We start from the raw sequence: 23,818 nt of genomic DNA, 5'->3' as shown, positions 1-23,818 counted from the left end.
AGAAGTATAAATGGGCCGACATAATTATTTACCATACTCCAATCTGGTGGTTTCAGGTTCCCTTTGGATTTAAGGAGTTTATAGACAAGGTTTTTACTGCAGGGCATCAAAATGGAATATATACAAGCGATGGAAGAAGCAGGAAGAATCCTTCTGTTAATTATGGAACCGGAGGAAGTCTGCAAGGGAAGAAATACCTTCTAACAACTAGCTGGAACGCTCCAGAAGACGCTTTTAAGCTTGAGGGAGAATTTTTCGACCAGAAGAGTGTTGATGAAGGACCACTTTATGCCTTCCATAAAATGAACAAATTTATTGGTCTGGAATTTATGGCTTCAATGCATTTTCATGATATGGAAAAGAACGCAGATGTTCCCAGGGAACTGAAAAAATACGATCAATTTCTGAGTCAGATATTTGAAGAAATTTGAGATTCAAACAAGGAAGAATATAGAAATAAAAAAAGCCATTCGAATGAATGGCTTTTTGCTTAGTAGCGGGAACTGGACTCGAACCAGTGACCTTCGGGTTATGAGTTTTTGATACTAATATAATAAACTAGCACAATACCTTTGTATATCGATGATTTATAGGATATATATTTAAATTTCATATCATTTAATATCAAACAAAATCAATAAATGTTGTACCTATGTTGTACCTAAAATGAGTATATTTATAATCAAAATATTTTGTGATGGCAACAGTTCGAGTAGTATTAAGAAAGAAGAAAAACAAATCTGGATTACTTCCAATTGCAATTAGGATTACAAAAGACCGCAAAAGCTCTTATCTAAACACAGGTCAATACATCGAAGAAAAATATTGGGATGAAAAAAATCGTAATATTAGGAAATCACATCCTAATTCCAGTATACTGAACAATTTTATTGCGACTAAGGTTGCAGAAGCAAACGATAAGGTCATAAAGTCTGAAATGAACCCTGAATATCAGACGGTTTCAGAAATAAAAAATAAAATTATAGTTACTAAAGGTCTTGATTTTTTTGCTGTAGCAGAAATGCATCTTCAAAATCTTGAGAATAGAAACAAACACCATCAATATGACACTGAATTAGGCAGACTTAAAAAATTCAAGGAATTTCTCGGTAAGGATTCACTTCCGTTCAATAAACTTAATGTTACTGTTCTTAAAAAATTTGAAACCTATCTCTTACATCAAAAAAGCCTTTCGCCCAGAACGGTAGTTAATTATCTTATACTTATTAGAACGGTCTTTAATTTAGCTATTTCTGAAGCAATTACCGATAGAGGTTTATATCCATTTGGTAAAGGAAAAATGACAATTAGGATTCCCGAATCACAAAAAATAGGATTCTCAGCAGAAGAGATTCAGAAGTTAGAAAATGCAGAAGGAATAACGGAAGCCCAACAAAAAGCTATCCATATTTGGCTTGTAAGCTTTTACTTCGCAGGCATAAGAGTTGGTGATGTATTAAAATTAAAGTGGTCAGATTTCAATGATGGACGCTTACACTATCGAATGAACAAAAACAGTAAATTAGTTTCTCTTAAAGTACCAGATAAGGCTATAGAAATTTTCAATTTATATAAAGAAGAATCATCATATGGCGGTCTTGTATTTCCCCAGTTAAAAAGTGTAAACCTTAGCGATTCTGAAGAAGTGACAAAGCGAACTCAATCTATAACCAGAAACTTGAACAGAAGACTGAAGATTGCTGCTAAACAACTCGGCATAAATAAAAACATTAGTATGCACATAGCCAGGCATAGTTTTGGAAATATATCCGGGGATAAAATCCCAATTCAAATGTTACAGAAACTATATCGTCATTCTTCCGTAACGACTACTATACGTTATCAAGCTAATTTCATCCATAAAGATGCTGATGATGCATTGGATAGCGTGGTTAATTTTTAAATAAAATATGATTATTTTCTACATCAGTTCAACGTAACAAACAAATTAAATTTGTGTTAATCCCAATAAAAACTGTTAAGATTTTGTAATTTTGCAACAATGAAGCAAGTGTCCCATAAAATATTATCCATTTCGATGGCTTTCGTAGTGATGTTCTCTACAATGTCATTTACCGTGGATATGCACTATTGTGGGGAAAATTTGGTCGATTTCAGTTTATTCTCAAAGGCTGAAGGTTGTGGAATGGAAAAAGCGCAACCCGTAAAAAGTTGTGAGAATCCTAAAATGACTGAAAAATCCTGTTGTACTGACCAGCAAATAGTCAAGGAAGGCAAGGACGACCTTAAAATATCTTTTGACACGCTTTCATTCGAGCAGCAAACGTTCATCGCTGCTTTTACCTTTTCTTATATAAACCTTTTTGAAGGAACCGAATCTAAAGAAGTTCCTTTTGAAGATTACCCGCGACCCTTTGTCAAACGGGATGTGCAAGTGCTGCACCAGACTTTCTTAATTTGATTTGTTAGATTTTTAGCATGAAGCCCAACAGCTACGCTGTAGTGGGCTAAAACTCGTGTTTACCATTATTTGCAACACGCAATTCCAAAACTCTAATAATCAAATGCCATGCTGAATAAGAGCATTAAATTTCTCATAGAAAACAAACTTGTTGCCGTTCTACTTCTCGTCCTATTTGTGGGTTGGGGCGTGGTCAATGCGCCTTTTAATTGGGAAACTGGCTTTTTGCCAACAGACCCAGTTGCCGTAGATGCCATACCTGACATTGGCGAGAACCAGCAAATTGTTTTTACTAAATGGCAAGGCCGCTCGCCACAGGATATAGAAGACCAAATCACATATCCGCTTACCACTTCCCTTCTCGGTATTCCAGGGGTGAAAACCATCCGTAGTTCTTCAATGTTTGGGTTTTCCAGCATCTACATCATTTTTGAAGAAGACATTGAGTTCTACTGGTCACGCAGTCGCATACTTGAAAAGCTGAACTCACTTCCTGCAAACCTTTTACCTAATGGTGTTAACCCATCATTAGGGCCAGATGCCACAGGATTAGGACAGATATTTTGGTATACGTTGGAAGGTCGTGATAAAGATGGCAATGTAACTGGCGGTTGGGATTTACAGGAATTGCGTAGCATACAGGATTACTATGTAAAGTACGGGCTATCATCTGCAAGTGGTGTTTCTGAAGTGGCTTCCATAGGTGGTTATGTTCAGGAATATCAAGTGGATATCGACCCAGAAAAAATGCGCCAATATAATGTGAGTATGGGCGATGTAGTCAAAGCCGTAAAGCAGAGCAATCAAGATATAGGCGCACAAACGCTCGAAATCAATCAAGCCGAATATCTTGTTCGCGGATTGGGTTATGTAAAGTCTATCGCAGACATTGAAAGTGCTGTTGTATATTCTGAAAATTTCACTTCCATCCGTATCAAAGATGTCGCTAACGTTCATTTAGGCCCAGCTACTAGGCGTGGTATTCTCGATAAAGAAGGTGCCGAGGTCGTCGGTGGTGTTGTAGTCGCTCGCTACGGTGCAAATCCGCTGGAGGTTATTAATAATGTTAAGGCTCAGATTGCAGAATTAAGCTCTGGACTTCCCACCAAAACCTTGGCAGATGGTCGCACTTCACAAGTAACCATCGTTCCATTTTACGACCGTACAGAACTTATAGAAGAAACGTTGGACACGCTCAACGAGGCACTTACGCTGGAAATTCTTATAACTATTCTCGTCATTATCATAATGGTATTCAACTTGCGCGCGTCCATCCTTATTTCAGGATTGTTGCCCGTAGCCGTTTTGATGGTTTTTATTACGATGAAGCTCTTTAATGTAGATGCAAACATAGTTGCCCTTTCAGGTATTGCCATTGCCATCGGTACAATGGTGGACGTGGGCGTCATACTTGCCGAAAATATGATACGGCATTTAGAAGATGAAAAATTACGCTTTCGCGAAAGCGGAATAGCATTCACAACAAATGAAATCATTTACAACGCAACTGCGGAGGTCTCAGGAGCTATCCTGACTGCAGTTTTAACAACGATTATCAGTTTCCTTCCTGTATTCACTATGATTGGTGCGGAAGGAAAATTATTCCGACCGCTTGCCTTTACCAAAACAATGGCGCTCTCAGCATCGCTTATCATTGCCCTTTTCCTGATTCCGCCTTTTGCAGCATTCCTTTTTCGTAAGACAAACATCAGGAAACGTTCAAAGCATTTATTGAATGGAGTCCTTGCGGTATTGGGTGTGGCTGCATTTATTTATGGCTATTGGTTAGGTTTGATTCTCGTGGCATTTGCGGCTTGTGGCTTTTTCTTTTTACTCAAAGCGAGAAAAGAATACCAGCTACATATTTATAAGTACAGCTTCACGCTGAACCAGAACATCATAAATATTATTATTTCGGCCACAGCGATTGTGCTGCTTCTGGCAGAATACTGGCGACCATTAGGTTTTGACCGCAGCATCGTGATGAACTTAATATTTGTTTCCATCATCTGTTTTGGGTTGCTGGCCGTGTTCTCAATTTTTAGAATCTACTATGAGCGCATCTTGAGATGGGCACTTCAGAACAGGTTTCTATTCTTGATAATTCCCACCACTGTGCTCGTGCTCGGTTTCATTATTATGCGTAATACGGGCAAAGAGTTTATGCCAGCACTCAACGAAGGTTCATTTCTTTTAATGCCTACATCCTTGCCGCACGCAGGTGTTGAAGAAAACAAGCGTGTACTACAACAGCTCGATATGGCTGTGGCAAGTATTCATGAAATTGAAACCGTAGTGGGGAAAGCTGGAAGGACAGAAAGCGCACTGGATCCAGCACCATTATCGATGTATGAAAATATGATTCAGTATAAATCTGAATATATGCGCAACGAATCTGGTAAGCGACAACGCTATGAAGTTAATGACGACGGCCTGTTTGTACTGAAAAACAACAAATTCATCATTAACCCAAACAATGAGATAGATGAAGATGTGAACTATGGAAAAGATTCGCTCAAGACTACTGCCACAAGCAATGATTTGATTGAAGATGAAGATGGCGAATACTACCGAAACTGGCGACCAGAAATCAGCAGTCCAGACGATATTTGGAACGAAATTGTACGAGTGACCAAATTACCAGGCGTGACATCGGCACCCAAGTTGCAACCCATCGAAACCCGATTGGTAATGCTACAAACGGGAATGCGAGCACCGATGGGCATCAAGGTAAAAGGTCCCGATTTAAAATCGATAGAAAACTTTGGACTTCAACTGGAAGACATCCTAAAACAAGCTGAAGGCGTTAAGGAACAAGCCGTTTTTGCAGACCGAATCGTGGGCAAACCGTACTTGCTCATAGATATTAAGCGAGACCAATTGGCTCGTTACGGCATATCTATAATGGATGTGCAGGAAATCCTTCAAGTGGCGGTTGGTGGTATGCCACTCACACAAACTGTGGAAGGTCGTGAACGCTATGCCGTTCGGGTTCGTTATCCACGAGAGCTACGGGCAAACCCAGACGACCTTAAAAACATCTACGTTCCCGTAGAAAAAGGCAGTCCTGTACCGCTGGGTGAATTGGTTGAAATTCGATACGAACAAGGACCACAAGTCATTAAGAGTGAAGATACTTTTCTAATTGGCTATGTGCTGTTTGATAAACTCGATGGCTTTGCAGAAGTAGATGTGGTAGAAAATGCCCAAGCACTCATTCAGCAGAAAATAGATAATGGCGATTTGGTCGTACCACAAGGAATCAGTTACCGATTTACAGGAACGTATGAAAATCAATTACGGGCAGAAAAAACGCTATCGGTAGTTGTGCCACTTTGTTTGCTGGTCATTTTCTTGATTTTGTATTTCCAGTTCAAGTCGGTTTCTACGTCTCTTATGGTTTTTACTGCCATTGCTGTAGCCTTTGCAGGTGGTTTCATTATGATTTGGTTATACGGTCAGGATTGGTTTTTCAACTTCAGCTTTTTTGGCGAGAATCTACGGGACTTGTTCAATATGAAAACCATCAATTTAAGTGTGGCTGTTTGGGTAGGATTTATCGCCCTTTTTGGTATCGCCACAGATGATGGTGTGGTAATGGCCACCTATTTAGACCAATCCTTCAAAAGCAATGAGCCAGATTCTCAAAAAGGTATAAGGCTCGCCACTTTGGAAGCGGCTGGAAAACGTATCCGTCCGTGTTTGATGACAACCGTAACCACAGTTTTGGCACTACTACCAGTACTCACATCCACAGGAAAGGGAAGCGATATAATGATACCGATGGCGATTCCCATTTTTGGTGGAATGATAATCGATGTTACGTCCTATTTCTTACTGCCAGTCTTATACAGCTGGAAAAAGGAATACCAACTTAAAAGAGCAAACAGATGAAGAAATTAAAATATATACTCGTGTTTTTGTTTGTTTCCGCTTTCGCGAAAGCGCAACAATTACAATCCTACATTCAGGAAGCCGCAGCCAATAATCCAGAAATCCAAGCCTTTGAATTGCGGTACAACATCGCCGAAGAAAAGGTAAACGAAGCCAACTGGATTCCTAATACTGAATTCAGCGCTGGGTATTTTGTGAGTGAGCCAGAAACCAGAGTGGGCGCGCAACGAGCACGCATAGGTTTTAAACAGATGTTGCCTTGGTTTGGGACAATTACTGCAAAGGAAAATTATGCCTCTTCCATGGCAGATGCAGAATATGTGGAAGTCACTATCGCAAAGCGTAAGTTGGCTTTACAGGTCGCTCAATCCTATTACATGTTATACTCCATAAGAGCTAAGCAAAAGGTACTTGACGAGAATATCCAATTGTTGGAAACCTATGAGCGACTAGCGCTCACATCAGTAGAAGTTGGTAAAGCCAGTGCGGTCGACGTTCTGCGATTGCAGATACGACAAAATGAGCTACAGCAACAAAAGGAAGTGCTGGAAGAAGAGTTTGTAGCTGCACAAATTTCATTCAATAACCTGCTCAACCAGGAAGAAAACACTTTACTTGAAACTCCAATTATGATGGAGATCCCGACCGATGATCTTGTCTATAATATGGACAACCTGGTGCTCAATCCTGAGTTGCTCAAGTACGATAAACTTTACGAATCTGTAACCCAATCGGAATTACTCAATCTACGGGAAGCGCAACCTATGTTTGGATTTGGCGTGGATTATTTGCCAGTAACAGGAAATGACAACTCGATGTTTAGCGATAATGGAAAGGACGTTTTGATGCCTATGGTGACAATGACGATTCCCATTTTCAACAATCGGTATAAATCCATCACAAAGCAGAATGAATTACGCCAACAAGAAATAGAATTTCAGAAAAGCAATCAATTGAATGTGTTGGAATCCGCTTTCGCGAAAGCGAACTCCCTACGAAATCAAGCCAAGATAGCATTCCATACGCAAGAAAAAAACCTGAAACAAGCTCGAGATGCGGAGCAGATATTAGTCAAGAATTACGAGACAGGCACCATAGATTTCAACGATGTGCTGGATATTCAGGAACTGCAACTCAAATTCCAGATGAATCAGATAGCATCGATCCAGATGTATTATGAGCAGCAAGCCATGATGAACTACTTAATAAACCAACCGTGATCAAGGATTTCTACATAAAAAACATGGTGTGCAACCGTTGTATCAAGGTGCTTAAAAATGAAATTGAGGCGCAGGAAATACGTTTGATTGAGATTGAGTTGGGCCGTGTACAATTGGATATTGAAAATGAGGATCAACTCAAGGTTTTAGAAAACATCGTCATCAACAATGATTTTGAGATTATCGATTCGGCAGAAGATAGGATTACCGAGCAGGTCAAGATTCAACTATTGAAAATGCTGGAAGATTTACCGCTTGACATGGATGGGAAACTGTCTGATTTATTGATGCAGAAAATGAATCAGGACTATTCCAAAATAAGCAAGGTTTTTTCATCCACCGAAGGTATTACGATTGAGAAATATTTCATCAAACTGAAAATTGAAAAAGTCAAAGAACTCATCCAGACACAGCAACCAAATTTTACTGAAATAAGCCAAATGTTGAATTATAGCCATATCAATCATTTGAGCGGTCAGTTTAAAAATCAGACGGGAATGAGCTTGACAGCTTATAAATCCCAACAGAAAAATTTTAGGAATTCCTTGGACAAAATTATGTAGATAACAACCATAATTATGACACAAGCTGTTGATTTACAGCGGTAATTTTATCAAAATAAAATTAAATACTATGAAATATAAAATCACATTACTTCTAACGATGCTCATCGCTTTTGGTGCAAAAGCTCAATTGGTAGCGAACGAGACCGAAGAAAATGTTGATAATTGGCCAGAACGTGTTTATGACTTAACCATAGATTATAAAACCGTAAACTTTACGGGTAAGGATGTTCAGGCGATGACCATTAATGGTGGCATACCTGGACCCAATCTTGAGTTCAATGAAGGCGAGTTTGCCATTATAAATGTGACAAATAATATGGATGTGGAAACATCTGTTCATTGGCACGGTTTAATTCTACCAAATTTCTATGATGGTGTTCCATACCTAACAACGCCACCTATTAATCCCGGCGAAACCCAACAGTACAAATTTGCATTAAAACAATCTGGAACGTATTGGTATCACTCGCATACTGGTCTGCAAGAGCAACGTGGTGTATATGGTTCCATCCAAATTAACCCAAAAGAAACTGATTTAGAATACGATAAAGATTTAGTGTTTGTACTATCAGATTGGATAGATGAAAGTCCTCAATCCCAACTTAAAAATCTAAAACGTGGTAACGAATGGTACTTGATTAAAAAAGGACAGGTTCAAAGTCTTGATAAATTAATTGCACAAGGTGCGGTAGGTGCCAAGTTAAAGATGGCGTGGCAGCGTATGCCTGATATGGCAATTTCAGATAATTATTTTGACAAATTTTTTATCAATGGTAGTGCTTCACAGGATTACCCAGATTTTCAGCCTGGCGAACGTGTGAGACTTCGATTTGTAAACGCAGCCGCAGCTTCCTATTTCTGGCTCACATTTGGTGGCGAAGATCCGATGCTCGTATCTGCCGATGGGCTGGATGTCGTTCCAGTACCGCATAACAAAACCTTGATAGGTGTTGCTGAAACCTACGATTTTATAGTGACGATTCCAGAAAATGGAAAACTGCAAGTGCGCGCTACGGCACAGGATGGTTCTGGCGAAGCTTCGGCGTTTATAGGTACTGGAAATGTATTGGAAGCACCTGTAGTTCCAGAGCCCAATCTTATTAAGAATATGAAGCAAATGATGTCTATGGGAATGAAAATGGGCGCACCTGCTTCAAAATTCAACCCATCAAAAAACGATTCCATTCAAGTAATGGAAAAGTATAAAATGGAAATGGGCGGTATGCAAATGGATGGTATGTCTATGAAAGATGAAAAGATGGAAATGGATGGAATGGCGATGGATTCTACCAAAATGGCTCACAATAAAATGGACCATTCTAAAATGGATATGAAGGACGACAAAATGAAGATGTCCAAGACCGAAATGAAGATGAAGAAAGGAAAGGCAAATATGGATATGGATGGTGATATGAAAATGGACGGAATGAAGATGGGCTATATGGTGCCAAAGGATAAAGTAGTAGGTGATAATATGAAAACGGGGGGTAATCCAGAGTTCAATTACAACTATTTACGGTCGCCTGAAAAGACCGTATTTGAAAACGATAAACCCGTAAAGGAAATGCTATTCAATCTTACTGGAAATATGAACCGTTACGTCTGGTCTATCAACGGTGTTCCTCTTTCAGAAACCGATAAGATTAAAATTAAACAAGGCGAAGTCGTGCGTGTTACTCTCAATAATCTCACGATGATGCACCACCCAATGCACTTACACGGTCACTTCTTTAGAGTATTGAATGAGAACGGCGAGTATTCGCCACTAAAGCATACAGTAAACGTGGCGCCAATGCAGAAAGTTGTATTTGAGTTTGCTGCTGACGAAACCGGTGATTGGTTTTTCCATTGTCACATCCTTTATCATATGATGAGCGGTATGGCAAGGGTTTTTAGTTACGATACACCTCGTGACCAGCGTCTAAATGATTATCCACTTACCAACCTTACCAATGAAGCAGACCACATATTTACTTGGGGCGAAATCACGGCTGCGAGTCATATGACCGAGCTATACGCTACCGCAACAAACATTAGAAATCAATTTGCCTTTAGGGGCGAATATGGCTGGAACAAAAATCTTGAAGCAGAGTTCACATATGAGCGCTATCTCAATGATTACTTCCGTGTATTTGGTGGTGTAAACGTAGAGAATGAAGGCGAAGACAGCCTTGAAGAAATAAACACGACCGCCATTGCTGGTGTCCGTTGGTTAATGCCATTGCTCATTAATTCAGATTTCAGAATAGATAGCAAACTGCGACCACAGGTAAGTTTCAGTACTGGTTTTATGATTTTCCCACGATTGGGGATTTATGGCGAGTATGAATACCAGATGGATTTTGGCTGGGACGGCAAGTTGCCCGAAGGTCAGGACTTTGAAGAAGAAACCACGTGGCAAGTTGGACTGGAATATGTGCTAAGTAGAAACTTCTCATTAATGGGAAGTTATGACAACCGCTTTGGGCCTGGTGGCGGACTGTCATTAAGATTTTAAAAATTAAAACTGAATATTAATAAAAACTATAAACTATGAAAAATTCAAAATTGATTGAAGCTTTAAACAACTGTATCACACATTGCAATTACTGCTCAGATGCTTGTCTAAATGAAGACAACATCAAGATGATGGTTGACTGCATTCGCACGGATAGAGCCTGTGCCGAAGTATGTAGCACGACGGTAAAATTGCTGGCTATGGATTCCGCTTTCGCGAAAGCGATGGTAGAAAAATGCCACGAAATATGTAAGCAATGTGCCGATGAATGTGGCAATCACGACCACCAGCATTGTAAAGATTGTGCAGAAGCCTGTAAAAAATGTGCTGATGTGTGTGAAGCCTATTTGGCATAATCAAAACAACAGATTCCCATTTTTAACGAAATGGGAATCTATTATTCTAAAAAATAACCCTTAAAACCAAAATATATGAAAACAGTAACAAGAACGATAGGAACAATGGCACTTGCTGTGACAATGGTACTAACGGTTTCCTGCAAAGATGGAAACAAGAACGAACCGGCTGCACCTATGAGTAACGAGATGCACCAAAAGTCTATGGATGACAAAGACGATATGGCGATGAGTGACAACCAAGATGCAAAAGCAGAAGCAATCCTAAATGACTATTTCAACTTAAAAGATGCGCTTGTAGGCGATGATAATGGCAAGGCGAAAGAATTGGGAAATGCATTGGCTCAATCTCTTAAATCCTTTGATGCTTCAAACTATTCTGATAATGAAAAATCAGAATTAAATGACATTATCGAAGATGCCACAGAACACGTAGAGCATATTTCAGAAAGTGATATTAAGCACCAGCGTGAGCATTTTAAGATATTAAGTAAGGATGTAACCGATATGGTTGCCATCACAGGTACACAAGCGAAACTATACGAGCAATTTTGCCCTATGTATGATGGTGGAACTGCGTGGTTGAGCAAAGAAGAAAACGTGTTGAATCCTTATTACGGAAGCCAAATGTTGAGATGCGGAAAGGTTCAACGAGAAATCAACTAATTGAAGTTTCTTAAAATCATAGCGTGGATTGCCCTTGTGGCATTGGTAGTGATTCAGTTCTTTCCAGTAACCCTGAACGAGAGCGATACCATACCACAAAGTGATTTTATGTTAGTGAATAAAGTACCTGCAACGATTAAAAATCAGTTGCAGGTTTCCTGCTATGATTGCCATAGCAACAATACAGATTATCCGTCGTACAGCAAGATACAGCCTGCCGCTTGGTTTCTGGAAGACCACATCAAGGAAGGAAAGGATGAACTAAACTTTAATGAATGGGACACCTATTCCAGTCGTAGGAAGAACAGCAAGCTGCGTTCCATTATAAAGCAGATAGAAAGTGGCGAAATGCCTCTGGTCAGTTACACACTCATCCACGGTGGTGCACGATTAGATAGTACCGCTGTAAAAGAAATTATAGGCTATATGGAAAGCCTACAAAAAGATTAAGTCCTGATACGGGAAAGTGATTTTTCATTGATGGTTGGTTAGTTAGAACCTTTCTCGTATCAGGCATATTATTGAATAAAAAATGAAACATACATATCACATACAAGGGATGACCTGTAACGGTTGCCGAAATCACGTAGAGCAGACACTTTCAAAAGTCGAAGGTGTAACTAATGCGGTTGTCAATCTCGAAAAGGCCGAAGCGAACATAGAAATGGAATCTCATATTGCCATCGATAAATTTCAAGAAGCGCTGAAAGCTGATGGTGGACGGTATAGCATCCATAAAAATGGGGAACATCATCACATCAACGATAAGAAGAAAGTTGAGAAACCCAAAGAAAAAGGTACAGGAACATTCTATTGCCCGATGCATTGTGAAGGCGACAAGACTTACGATAAGCCTGGCGATTGTCCTGTTTGCGGAATGGATTTGGTTGAAGAAGTTAATCTTTCTGCAACCACATCAGAACAATGGACGTGTCCTATGCACCCAGAAGTCATAAAGGACGAGTCTGGTAGTTGCCCTATATGCGGTATGGATTTAGTACCGATGGAACCTGATTTGTCCGCAGAGGAAAAGAGCTATAAAAAACTACTGAAGAAATTTTGGATTGCCGTAGCCTTTACATTGCCCATTTTTATAATTGCAATGAGCGAGATGATTCCTAAAAATCCTTTGTATGATGTTTTAGAGCTAAAATACTGGAACTGGATTCAGTTTGCACTTTCCATTCCTGTGGTTTTCTATGCCACTTGGATGTTCTTTGAACGTGCCTATCGCAGTATAATAACGTGGAACCTTAATATGTTTACGCTCATCGGCATTGGTGCAGGTGTAGCTTGGCTTTTTAGTGTATTCGGGATGCTCGTTCCCGACTTTTTTCCTGACCAATTTAAGACCGAAGCGGGAACGGTTCACGTTTATTTTGAAGCGGCAACAGTCATTCTAACTTTGGTACTACTTGGTCAAATGCTTGAAGCTCGTGCGCATAGCAAGACTAATTCAGCGGTCAAGGAACTTTTAAAATTAGCACCTAACAAAGCTATTAAGGTCGTAAATGGTGAAGAGCAGGAAGTAGCCATCGATAAAATTGAATTAAATGATATTTTGCGTGTAAAGCCTGGCGATAAAATTCCTGTGGATGGTGTAATAACCGAAGGTGAAACTTCCATCGACGAATCGATGATTACGGGCGAACCTATTCCCGTAAACAAATCAGTAGATGATAAAGTAAGTAGCGGAACAATCAATGGTAACCAATCCTTTTTGATGAAAGCCGAAAAGGTAGGCTCTGATACGCTACTCTCACAGATTATACAGATGGTCAATGATGCCAGTCGTAGCCGTGCGCCAATACAGAAATTAGCAGATACGGTTTCGGGATATTTCGTGCCTGTCGTCGTTATAATCGCTGCCGTAACATTCGGTGTTTGGGCAATTTGGGGGCCAGAACCAGCCTATGTTTATGCCTTGGTCAATGCAATTGCCGTATTGATTATCGCCTGTCCGTGTGCTTTGGGACTTGCTACACCAATGTCTGTAATGGTGGGTGTCGGCAAAGGCGCACAAAATGGTGTGCTCATCAAAAATGCCGAAGCACTTGAAAAAATGGATAAGGTTGATACCTTAATCGTGGATAAAACTGGAACTATTACCGAAGGAAAACCTACAGTTGAAAAAGTGGGTTCTTTTGATGAAAGCTTTCGCGAAAGCGAAGTGCTACAATACATTGTATCCCTTAATAGCCAAAGTGAACATCCTTTGGCGGAAGCAACGGTAAAATATGGAAAAGAACAAAGCGCAGAATTTTTAAAAGCTGATAGTTTTAGTGCGGTTACTGGAAAAGGTGTTGAAGGGAAAGTGAACGGAAAAGAAGTGGCTTTAGGAAATGCCAAAATGATGGAACAGGCGAATGCCACGCTTACCGAAGTGATGGAAAACGAAGCGCAATCCTATCAAAAGCAAGGTAAGACAGTTTCCTATCTAGCCATTGATGGTAAAGTTTCTGGTTACGTGGTCATAGGCGATAAAATCAAGGAAACGAGCGCAAAAGCTATCAAGGATTTGCAGGATAAGGGAATTGCAGTCATTATGCTTACGGGTGATAATCACGACACCGCAAAAGCTGTTGCAGATGAACTGAACCTTGCAGATTTTCAAGCAAGTATGCTACCCGAAGACAAGCTTAAGGAAGTCGAGAAATTACAAGAGCAAGGTAAAGTGGTTGCAATGGCAGGTGATGGTATTAATGACGCACCTGCATTGGCTAAAAGCGATGTAGGTATCGCAATGGGCACGGGAACGGATGTTGCTATCGAGAGTGCTGCCATTACCTTAGTTAAGGGGGATTTGCACGGTATTGTAAAGGCACGTAATCTTAGTCACGTAGTAATGCGCAATATTAAGCAAAACCTCTTTTTTGCACTTATTTATAACACATTAGGAATACCGATTGCGGCAGGACTGCTGTACCCCTTTTTCGGAATACTCTTATCGCCAATGATTGCGGCTTTGGCAATGAGCTTCAGCTCAGTATCAGTAATTGCCAATGCACTTAGACTGCGAACAAAGTCAATTTAATAACTAATTATAAAACCAAAAATTATGAATGCAAACGAACACACAAATTCAGGAAAATCAAAAAATCATTATACGCGCTTTGTAGCGATGCTGGCTTGCTCTTTTATAGCAATGTATATCACGATGTATTTAAATACCTATGAATGGGACCACGTTTGGTTCAGCCTTACGCGTTTCTATATGGTCTGCCTTGGTATCGCAGCTATGGCCATCATAATGTTTGTTGCAATGCGTGGTATGTATCAAAATAAAAAGAAAAACATAGCTATAGTCTTGGGCAGCATCGTTCTATTTGTAGGTGCATTAGGGCTGGTACGCGACCAAAAGTCAACCGTGGGCGATGTACTCTGGATGAAAGCAATGATACCACACCATTCTATAGCAATATTAACAAGTGAACGTGCCGACATTAAAGACCCAGAAGTCAAAAAATTGGCTGAAGATATCATCAAAGCTCAACGTAAGGAAATTGCCGAAATGAAGGCGATGATTGAACGTTTAGAAAACGAAAAATAAGATTATGAATAAGAACATTTTATATATAGCAATAGCCGTAATCGTAGGTTTGGGCGCAGGCTGGCTCATTTTTGGAAATGGGTCAAGTGATTCAAATAAGGATATGTCTGAAATGTCAGACCACGACCACTCTGGCGAAACCGAAGACCAAATGTGGACGTGTTCAATGCACCCACAGATAATGCAACCCGAAGCTGGCGATTGCCCTATATGTGGAATGGACTTAATTCCTGCCGAATCGAGTGCTGAAGGACTCGCAATAAACGAGATTAAAATGACCGAAAACGCAATGGCGCTGGCAAATATCCAGACCACTATCGTAGGTAATACACAATCCAGCGATGATGATGGTATGATATCCCTTTCGGGAAAAATAGCTGCAAACGAAGAAAATAATACCGTGCAAGCCAGTTATTTTAAGGGAAGGATTGAGCGACTTAATGTTAATTATGACGGTCAGCAAGTAAACCGTGGTCAGTTACTGGCAACCATTTACGCGCCAGACCTTGTCGCGGCGCAGCAGGAATTAATTACAGCTGCATCGCTGAAAGCATCGCAACCAGCGTTATATAAAGCGGTGCGCAATAAACTCAAAAACTGGAAACTTTCGGACTCACAAATCAATGCCATAGAAGAAAGTGGAACGGTGCGAGAAAACTTCCCTATTTATGCAACTGTTTCAGGAACGGTTTCAGAAGTAATGGCAGCACAAGGCGATTATGTTAATCAAGGACAGCCTATTGTGAAGTTGAGCAATCTTAATTCGGTTTGGGCAGAATTTGATGCATACGAAAATCAGATTGCACAATTTAAGGTTGGACAAAAAATCAACATTACGACCAATGCCTATCCCAATAAGGAATTTGAAGGAACTATCTCTTTCATCGACCCTATGCTTAACAATGCCACACGTACAGTAACGGTGCGTGCAACCTTACAAAATCGAGACGACCTATTTAAGCCAGGAATGTTTGTGACAGGTAAGGTAAAAGGTGCAACCCAAACTATGGAAAACACCCTTTCTGTTCCCGCAAGTGCTGTACTGTGGACGGGCGAGCGTTCATTGGTATATTTAAAAACCAATCCTAACGAACCTGTTTTTGAAATGCGTGAAGTAACCTTGGGCAATCGCTCTGGCGAAAATTACCAAGTATCGGCTGGACTGAATAATGGCGATGAAATAGTAACTAATGGAACGTTTACAGTAGATGCTGCAGCTCAATTACAAGGTAAAAAATCAATGATGAATCAGCAAATGATGCAGGATGAATCAGCTATGATGGGCGATATGGAAATGAGTTTCAGTAATAGCTTTAGTACTGAATTCAATAAAGCATTATCATCATATCTTAAAATGAAAGATGCTCTTGTAGCAAGCGATGCTGGTCAGATTTCCGCTTTCGCGAAAGCGACATCAAAAAAATTAAAGGAAATTTCTACATCGGATTTAGGCAAAATGGAAAAGCAACATCTTACCAAAAGTATCGAGATGCTGGATGCCATTGCATCCAATGAAAATCTGGAAAACCAGCGAGCACATTTTGTGATACTTAATGAGAATATCGTGCCTATTGCTATGAACATAGAAAACTCAACAAATTACTATGTCCAAAAATGCCCAATGGCAAACAACAATAAGGGCGCAGTATGGTTAAGTACTGAAGAAGAAATAAAGAACCCTTATTATGGCGATGCGATGTTGACCTGCGGTAGTGTTATTAAATCAATGTAATAATCATTTGCAACACAGTTGCACCAAAATATTTTTATCTTTGTAACGTGAAACTATTTACAATCATACTATCCATTTATTTCTTGGCGCTCAATGCGGTGCCTTGTAGTGATACCGTAAGTAGTGCGGATGATTCCCAAGTTGTTACGGTAATTGACTTTGATGGCGATCACGACCAAGACTGTGAGTTTTGCTCGCCTTTTTGCCAATGTCATTGCTGCCACGTTCACACTATAAATTTCGGGCTTGTTGCTTTTGAACCCTTACAGCCCGCAATTCCACATCAATATTTTGCCCATTTTGACAACCTTGGCAAAGATATTCCACATTCCCTTTTACAACCCCCTCGGGTATAATTCAGTTTTTATAGGATAAATACATCCCGTTTTGACGTGTCCATCTATTGGATTCGTCAAAATCGTGCATTGCATTTTTTTCAATGTACCTAAAGAGAATTTAAACTGAATTAATACTCTATCTATGATTAATAAAATCATTGATTTTTCAATCAATAACAAATTTATTATTGGGCTACTCACACTTGCATTAATAGGTGCTGGTATTTATTGTATGACCCAAGTTCCCATTGATGCCGTACCCGATATTACAAATAATCAAGTACAAGTTATTACGCAATCGCCCAATCTGGGTACAGAAGATATTGAGCAATTTGTAACCTATCCCGTCGAGGTGGCTATGAGCAATCTGCCCAACGTTAAAGAAATCCGTTCGATTTCTCGTTTTGGGCTTTCTGTTGTAACCATTGTATTTGACGATGATGTAGGAACGTATCTGCCCAGACAGCTCGTTGCCGAAAAGCTGACAGAAGTACAGGAACAAATACCAATGGGGTTTGGTAAACCTTCAATGGGACCTATCTCAACAGGATTGGGCGAAATCTATCAATACACCCTTGAAGTTGATGAAGAACACCAAGGCGAATATTCTGCCACAGAACTGCGAACGATTCAAGACTGGATTGTTCGTAGACAGATGGCTATGGTAACTGGGGTGGTCGAAGTAAATGCCTTTGGTGGAAATAAAAAGCAGTATGAAGTATCTGTTGACCCTGACGAACTTCGTGCCATTGGTATCACGATTTCGGATGTGTTTTCCGCTTTGGAAAATAACAACCAGAATACAGGCGGTGCTTATATCGAGCGTAACCATCAAGCCAATTTCATACGTGGCGAAGGTTTGGCGAGAACCGTTTCGGATATCGAAAATATGGTTGTCAAAACTGTCAACGGTATTCCCATAAAAATAAAGGATGTAGGGAACGTTACTATGGGAAGTGCCGTGCGCTATGGTGCGCTGACCAAAGATGGAAAGGGCGAAGCCGTGGGTGGAATGATTTTGATGCTGAAAGGGGCTAATTCCAACGAAGTAATTGAAAATGTTACCCAAAGGATGGAACAGATTCAGCAATCCCTTCCAGATGGGGTAAGCATTAAACCCTTCCTTGACCGTAGCGAATTGATTGCGGAAACCACAGGAACAGTAACTGGAAACCTTTTGGAAGGTGGTCTTATTGTAATTTTTGTCTTGGTATTGCTTTTGGGTAATTGGCGTGGCGGTTTAATAGTTGCATCCACTATTCCCCTTTCATTATTGTTCGCTTTTATCTTAATGTACATTTTTGATGTATGGGCTAACCTAATGAGTTTGGGGGCTATCGATTTCGGTATTATCGTAGATGGTGCGGTTATCATCGTGGAAAGTACCGTTTTCTTAATGTACTCATATGTAGTGAAAAAGAAAGCTGTAAGTTCTGAAACACGAGATGAAATCGCTGCAAAGTCATCCAAAAAAATGATGAACGCTGCCTTCTTTGGTCAGCTCATCATTCTTATTGTCTTTCTTCCTATTCTGGCTCTCGAAGGTGTCGAGGGCAAGATGTTCCAGCCTATGGCGTTGACCTTCATCTTTGCGATGATTGGGGCAATGCTACTTTGTTTGACTTACGTGCCAATGATTTCGGCTCTTTTCCTAAGACCGCCAAAATCAGAAAAACAATCTTATGGCGATAAGTTCGTCCATTGGATAGAGCGAAAGTATGAGCCGCTACTTACCAAATCACTCGTCAAGGGAAAAGTGATTATAGGCATTGCCGTTGCACTTTTTGTAGTTGCCATTTTTGCCTTTACCAAAATGGGCGGCGAGTTCATACCACAATTGGACGAAGGCGATATTGCTTTCCACGCCATTTTAAAGCCCGGAAGTTCGCTTACTGAAACCATTGAGACCACAACAAAAATTGAGCGTATCGTAAAGGCTGAATTTCCCGAAGTAGAAACTATCATTAGCCGTATCGGTGTGGCAGATGTGCCTACCGACCCGATGCCGATGGATATTGCCGATGTATTCGTTATCCTTAAACCAAGCGATGAATGGACATCCGCTGAGAGCAAGGATGAACTGTTGGAAAAAATGAAGGATGCCATTAGTATCGTTCAGGGTGTCAATTTTGAGTTTACGCAACCAATAGAAATGCGATTCAACGAACTGCTTACTGGCGTTCGTGAAGATGTCGCTATCAAGTTATTCGGGGAAGATTTGGATGTTCTCGCAAGTAAGGCTGAGGAAATGGGCAAAATTATTGCGACCGTTCCTGGTGTTGCAGATATGAAAGTAGAGGCAACCGATGGCCTTCCGCAAATTAGGGTTAACTATAATCGTAACAAGCTCGCGCAATACGGACTGGAAATTAACCAGCTTAATAGTGTGTTACAAGCAGCGTTTGCAGGTGGAAAAGCAGGTGTTATTTTCGAGGGCGAAAAGCGGTTCGATTTGGTCGTTCGCCTACAAAAAGAAAATCGGGAAAGTATTGCAGATATCCAAAACCTGTTCATAAATCTTCCGAACGGTTCGCAAATCCCGCTACGGGAAATTGCAGATGTGAGCTACGAACCCGGTCCAATGCAAATAAGCCGTGACAATACAAATCGTAGAACATACGTAGGCATTAATATACGTGACCGTGATGTTAAATCTGTTGTCGAAGAAATTCAGGCAAAGTTGGACGCTCAACTCGACCTGCCCCCAGGATATTATATTCGCTATGGCGGTGCATTCGAGAATCTTGAACGTGCCAGTAATCGGTTGCAAACGGTTGTCCCCATTGCCTTAATACTAATTTTTATCTTGATTTATTTCGCGCTAAAATCCTTTCCGCAGACCTTGATGATTTATCTGGCCATACCAATGGCGACAATAGGTGGTGTGTTCGCCCTATGGCTTCGGGATATGCCTTTTAGCATTTCCGCAGGGGTAGGTTTTATTGTACTTTTTGGGGTAGCGGTACTTAATGGATTGGTAATGATAAGTGGACTAAACGAGCTGAAAGAAGAAGGCGTTACCGACTTAAGACAGCGAATTATAGAAGGTACTAAACGTAGAATTCGTCCTATTATGCTAACGGCCTTGACCGATATATTAGGGTTTCTTCCAATGGCCATTTCAGCATCGGCTGGGGCTGAAGTACAGCGACCATTAGCTACCGTTGTCATTGGTGGATTGCTAACTTCGACGCTCTTGACACTTTTTATTCTTCCTATTTTTTATCAATGGGTCGAGAAACGCTCGGAACGTAAGATGAAAGTCAATCCAAAATTCGTTACTGCAACTGCGGTAGTCTGTTTACTGTTTACATCTACTTTCGCTAAGGCACAAGAAGTTCCTCAGAATAATTCCCTGCCAGTTATATCATTGGAAAAAGCGGTAGAAGTTTCTAAGAAAAACTATCCGCTCTTGAAAACGAAACAGTTGGAAATTCAAAGACAAACTGTGCAAAAGGGTACAGCTTACGATTTTGGAAATACTCAAGTGTTTACGGGTGGCGAGGAAATTTCGGATAGTCAGGGTATTTACACTTTGGTTGGTTTAGGACAGCAGAATATCAACCTATTCGGTATAGGTGCTAAAAAGCGTTTGCAAAAACAGCGTATCGCTTTAGCGGAAACAGCTCTTGAGCTTTCTGAACTTCAGGTAGAACGGGAAGTTAAAAAGGCTTGGTCGCAAGCTTATCAACAACGACAGAAATTTGAATTGTACCGTGAACTGGATTCCATCTATTCACAATTTGAAAAGGCCATTCAACTCAACTTTGAGGTGGAAGCTATTTCAAGACTGGAATATTCATCGGCCACAAATCAAGCCTTGCAAATCAGTAACAAATTGCAACAGGTAGAAAGTGATTATGCCATTGCCCTGCAAAAATTGAATCTTTGGTTGGTATCAGACACGTATTATTCCGTTCCTGAAACTTTAGAAGGTAGTGAGGTTGCCATATTGGGAATGGACACCGATTTCGGCAAACATCCTGAACTACAACTTTCGCAAAAGCGCATTAATGAAGCAGAAGCTAACTATGAAGCAGCGCGTTCCGATTTGATGCCCAATTTCAACTTACAGGGCGGACTTCAAAGAGTAAACGGCAATAATGGGTTTTATAGTTATCAGGCAGGTATTTCCATTCCTCTTTTTTCAGGCGTGGTGCGTAGCCAAGCAAAAGCCTCTAAAATAGATAACGAAATTGCGAGAGCAAATGCAGATTTTACAAAACGGCAATTACAATCTGAATATCAGCAGGCAATACAAGCTTATCAAAAATGGGAAAGTTCTTGGGCTTTTTATAGTGATAAAGCCTTACCACTTGCAGAAGAACAACGTAAAGGTGCATTGCTCGCCTATAAAGAAGGGGCGGTGGACTATGCAGCGTTCACGCAAATCATACGGGATGCCATTCAGACGGAAATGGATGCATTGGACGCTCTCGACAATTATTTAAAATCAGTTTTCGAACTTCAATATTTCAAACAATAACAAATGAAAAATCTATCTAAATATACAGTTATCGGATTATTTACGATGCTCTTAGGTCTAACAGCTTGCGGCGACTCTAAATCCGAGACTGCCGAAAACGATGAGGGAAATTCCGAAATGGAAGAAGCACACTCAGAAGGCGAAGCGGAAGAAGTGATGCTTACGGCACAACAATATGATGCCCTACAAATGGAAGTTGACACCCTTGCACAGCGCAATATGAGCGGTTATGTGGAAGCAAATGGTCAACTGGAAGTTCCACCACAAAACGAAGCGACCATCACTACGGTGGTGGGTGCCAATGTGGTTTCTATTGAGGTCATCGAGGGCGATAAGGTCAACAAAGGGCAAACGGTCGCTTATTTATCCCATCCCAATATCATTCAAAAACAGACGGATTATCTGAATGCGTATAGCAATAACCAATATCTTAAGAAGGAATTTGAAAGACAAAAGACTTTATATGACGCTGGTGTAGGCAGCGGTGCTAATTTTCAAAAAGCAGAAGCTCAATATGAGGCATCCCGAAGTATGGCCAACGGTCTGGAAGCGCAGCTGCAACAACTAAATGTTAGCGCTTCTGGCGTTAGAAAGGGAACTATTTATCAGCGTGTGGCCTTGCGTAGCCCCATAGAAGGATACGTTCAAAAAGTAAAGGTAAAAACAGGTCAGTACGTAGAACCGCAAACCGACCTTATGGAAGTCGTGGACACCCACCACGTTCACGCAGATTTGATGGTCTTTGAAAAGGATGTGTATAAAGTCAAAAAAGGGCAGATGGTTACGTTCAATGTACAATCCAATCAGGGCCAAGAACTGACCGCAGAAATTTATTCTGTGGGAAAAACTTTTGAGGAAAATCCCAAAGCATTGCACGTACACGCAGAAATCGAGAACAAGCAAGGCAATCTAATACCAGGAATGTACATCCAAGGGCGGATTCAAACTGACAATACAATGACCACGGCAATACCTGAAAGCGCCATTGCAGCCGATGGCGAAAAGTCATTTGTGTTTACAGCAAAAAAGGAAGGCGAGGATTGGAAGTTTACGCCCGTAGAAGTCACAAAAGGCACTCACGATGGCGAGTGGATTGCCATAGATTTTTTAAAGGAACAAGAGCCTGATACACAATATGCCTTTAATAATGCCTACTACCTTATGGCAGAAATGAAAAAGGGCGAAGCAGAAGATAGTCATTAATAATAAAAACCCACAGTAAAGAACATCAAGAATAATATTAACAATGAAAGAAATAGAAAAAAGATTAGATGACAATGGGGTTCGCCCTACGGCAATGCGCATATTGATTTATAAGTATATGGCCGATAAAGAGGTAGCCGTAGGATTGACAGATATTGAGAATGCTTTCGCGAAAGCGGACAGGACTACTCTGTATCGTACCCTAAAAACTTTTGAGGAAAAAGGTATCGTACACCAGATAGACGATGGTTCCTACATTTCAAAATATGCATTGTGTGAACCGGGTTGCAACTGTGAACTTGAACAAGATCTGCACTTGCATTTTCACTGTAATAACTGTGACGAAACGGTTTGTTTAACGGAACAAAAAATTCCGCATATCAACTTGCCCGATGGATATATAGCTGAGGATGCCAATTTGGTCATTAAAGGAATTTGCGAGAAGTGTAGCGGACAATAAATGCACTTCCGTTGCACCAATATTTCCAGTATATTTTGTGCGAATTTTTAAATGTAAAAACCTATGATACAGATAATAAATACAGGAAAGGATAATTTAATTTCTGCGAAAATCAGCGGAAAGATTTTAAAAAATGATGTTGAAAAAATACATCCACTAATTCATAATATTATTAAAAAAGGGAAAAAAGTAGATTTCTATTTTGAAATGGAAGACCTTGAGGGTTATACACTCAAGGGATTTTGGGAAGATATTAAAGTGGACAGCGCACATATTTCAGACTATAGAAAAATGGCTTTTGTAGGCGAAAAGAAGTGGCAGGAATGGTCTACAAAAGCAACTGACTTCTTCACAAGCTCAGAAGTGAAATATTTCGATTTAGAAGATAAGGAACTGGCAAAAACTTGGATTACCTCTTAAATCTGTAC

At 40.4% G+C, this 23,818-nt stretch carries 18 protein-coding genes; all 18 read left to right on the top strand.

Annotated elements, in window-relative coordinates:
* Positions 1–20: 20 nt before the first annotated feature.
* The 18 genes from JM79_RS02840 (at position 21) to JM79_RS02755 (ending at position 23,810) form a co-directional block, all read left to right on the top strand.
* Positions 21–431, top strand: a complete 411-nt coding sequence (locus JM79_RS02840) for an NAD(P)H-dependent oxidoreductase (RefSeq protein ID WP_347707217.1) — start codon at positions 21–23, stop codon at positions 429–431.
* 266 nt (positions 432–697) lie between these two features.
* Positions 698–1,903 carry a site-specific integrase gene (locus JM79_RS02835; protein WP_141879162.1) on the top strand — a complete coding sequence of 402 codons (1,206 nt, stop codon included), beginning with the start codon at positions 698–700 and terminating at the stop codon, positions 1,901–1,903.
* Between the two features lie 99 nt (positions 1,904–2,002).
* Entirely contained in the window at positions 2,003–2,422 is a 420-nt protein-coding gene (locus JM79_RS02830; protein ID WP_141876715.1) for a hypothetical protein, read from the top strand.
* A gap of 108 nt (positions 2,423–2,530) precedes the next feature.
* Positions 2,531–6,316 carry an efflux RND transporter permease subunit gene (locus JM79_RS02825; RefSeq protein ID WP_141876714.1) on the top strand — a complete coding sequence of 1,262 codons (3,786 nt, stop codon included), beginning with the start codon at positions 2,531–2,533 and terminating at the stop codon, positions 6,314–6,316.
* Positions 6,313–7,536: a TolC family protein gene (locus JM79_RS02820; protein WP_141876713.1), complete on the top strand. Its 1,224-nt coding sequence runs from the start codon at positions 6,313–6,315 to the stop codon at positions 7,534–7,536. The genes JM79_RS02825 and JM79_RS02820 overlap by 4 nt, the downstream gene beginning before the upstream one ends.
* A complete protein-coding gene (locus tag JM79_RS02815; protein ID WP_141876712.1) occupies positions 7,533–8,099 on the top strand; it encodes an AraC family transcriptional regulator in 567 nt (188 codons plus the stop codon). The genes JM79_RS02820 and JM79_RS02815 overlap by 4 nt, the downstream gene beginning before the upstream one ends.
* Before the next feature lie 70 nt (positions 8,100–8,169).
* Positions 8,170–10,599, top strand: a complete 2,430-nt coding sequence (locus tag JM79_RS02810) for a multicopper oxidase domain-containing protein (protein WP_141876711.1) — start codon at positions 8,170–8,172, stop codon at positions 10,597–10,599.
* Positions 10,600–10,634: 35 nt separating this feature from the next.
* Entirely contained in the window at positions 10,635–10,955 is a 321-nt protein-coding gene (locus JM79_RS02805) for a four-helix bundle copper-binding protein (RefSeq protein ID WP_141876710.1), read from the top strand.
* Positions 10,956–11,030: 75 nt separating this feature from the next.
* Positions 11,031–11,621: a DUF3347 domain-containing protein gene (locus JM79_RS02800; RefSeq protein WP_141876709.1), complete on the top strand. Its 591-nt coding sequence runs from the start codon at positions 11,031–11,033 to the stop codon at positions 11,619–11,621.
* The gene (locus JM79_RS02795; protein ID WP_141876708.1) at positions 11,622–12,071 is read left to right on the top strand and encodes a heme-binding domain-containing protein; all 450 of its coding nucleotides are present in this window, start codon (positions 11,622–11,624) and stop codon (positions 12,069–12,071) included.
* 82 nt (positions 12,072–12,153) lie between these two features.
* Positions 12,154–14,655, top strand: coding sequence for a heavy metal translocating P-type ATPase (locus tag JM79_RS02790; protein WP_141876707.1), 2,502 nt, complete (start codon positions 12,154–12,156; stop codon positions 14,653–14,655).
* Positions 14,656–14,679: 24 nt separating this feature from the next.
* Positions 14,680–15,171: a DUF305 domain-containing protein gene (locus tag JM79_RS02785; protein ID WP_141876706.1), complete on the top strand. Its 492-nt coding sequence runs from the start codon at positions 14,680–14,682 to the stop codon at positions 15,169–15,171.
* Positions 15,172–15,175: 4 nt separating this feature from the next.
* Positions 15,176–16,903 (top strand): efflux RND transporter periplasmic adaptor subunit, encoded by a 1,728-nt coding sequence (locus JM79_RS02780; RefSeq protein WP_141876705.1) that lies wholly within the window; start codon positions 15,176–15,178, stop codon positions 16,901–16,903.
* 47 nt (positions 16,904–16,950) lie between these two features.
* On the top strand, positions 16,951–17,259 hold the full coding sequence (locus JM79_RS16300) for a DUF6660 family protein (protein WP_347707196.1): 309 nt from the start codon (positions 16,951–16,953) through the stop codon (positions 17,257–17,259).
* A gap of 124 nt (positions 17,260–17,383) precedes the next feature.
* A complete protein-coding gene (locus JM79_RS02770; protein WP_141876704.1) occupies positions 17,384–21,727 on the top strand; it encodes a CusA/CzcA family heavy metal efflux RND transporter in 4,344 nt (1,447 codons plus the stop codon).
* A 3-nt stretch (positions 21,728–21,730) separates the two neighbouring features.
* Entirely contained in the window at positions 21,731–22,930 is a 1,200-nt protein-coding gene (locus JM79_RS02765; protein WP_141876703.1) for an efflux RND transporter periplasmic adaptor subunit, read from the top strand.
* A gap of 43 nt (positions 22,931–22,973) precedes the next feature.
* Entirely contained in the window at positions 22,974–23,390 is a 417-nt protein-coding gene (locus tag JM79_RS02760; protein ID WP_141876702.1) for a transcriptional repressor, read from the top strand.
* A 63-nt stretch (positions 23,391–23,453) separates the two neighbouring features.
* Positions 23,454–23,810, top strand: a complete 357-nt coding sequence (locus JM79_RS02755; protein WP_141876701.1) for an STAS/SEC14 domain-containing protein — start codon at positions 23,454–23,456, stop codon at positions 23,808–23,810.
* Positions 23,811–23,818: the final 8 nt, after the last annotated feature.

It is taken from the genome of Gramella sp. Hel_I_59 (assembly GCF_006714895.1).
GTDB lineage: Bacteria > Bacteroidota > Bacteroidia > Flavobacteriales > Flavobacteriaceae > Christiangramia.
This window is presented reverse-complemented; position numbering and strand designations above follow the sequence as displayed.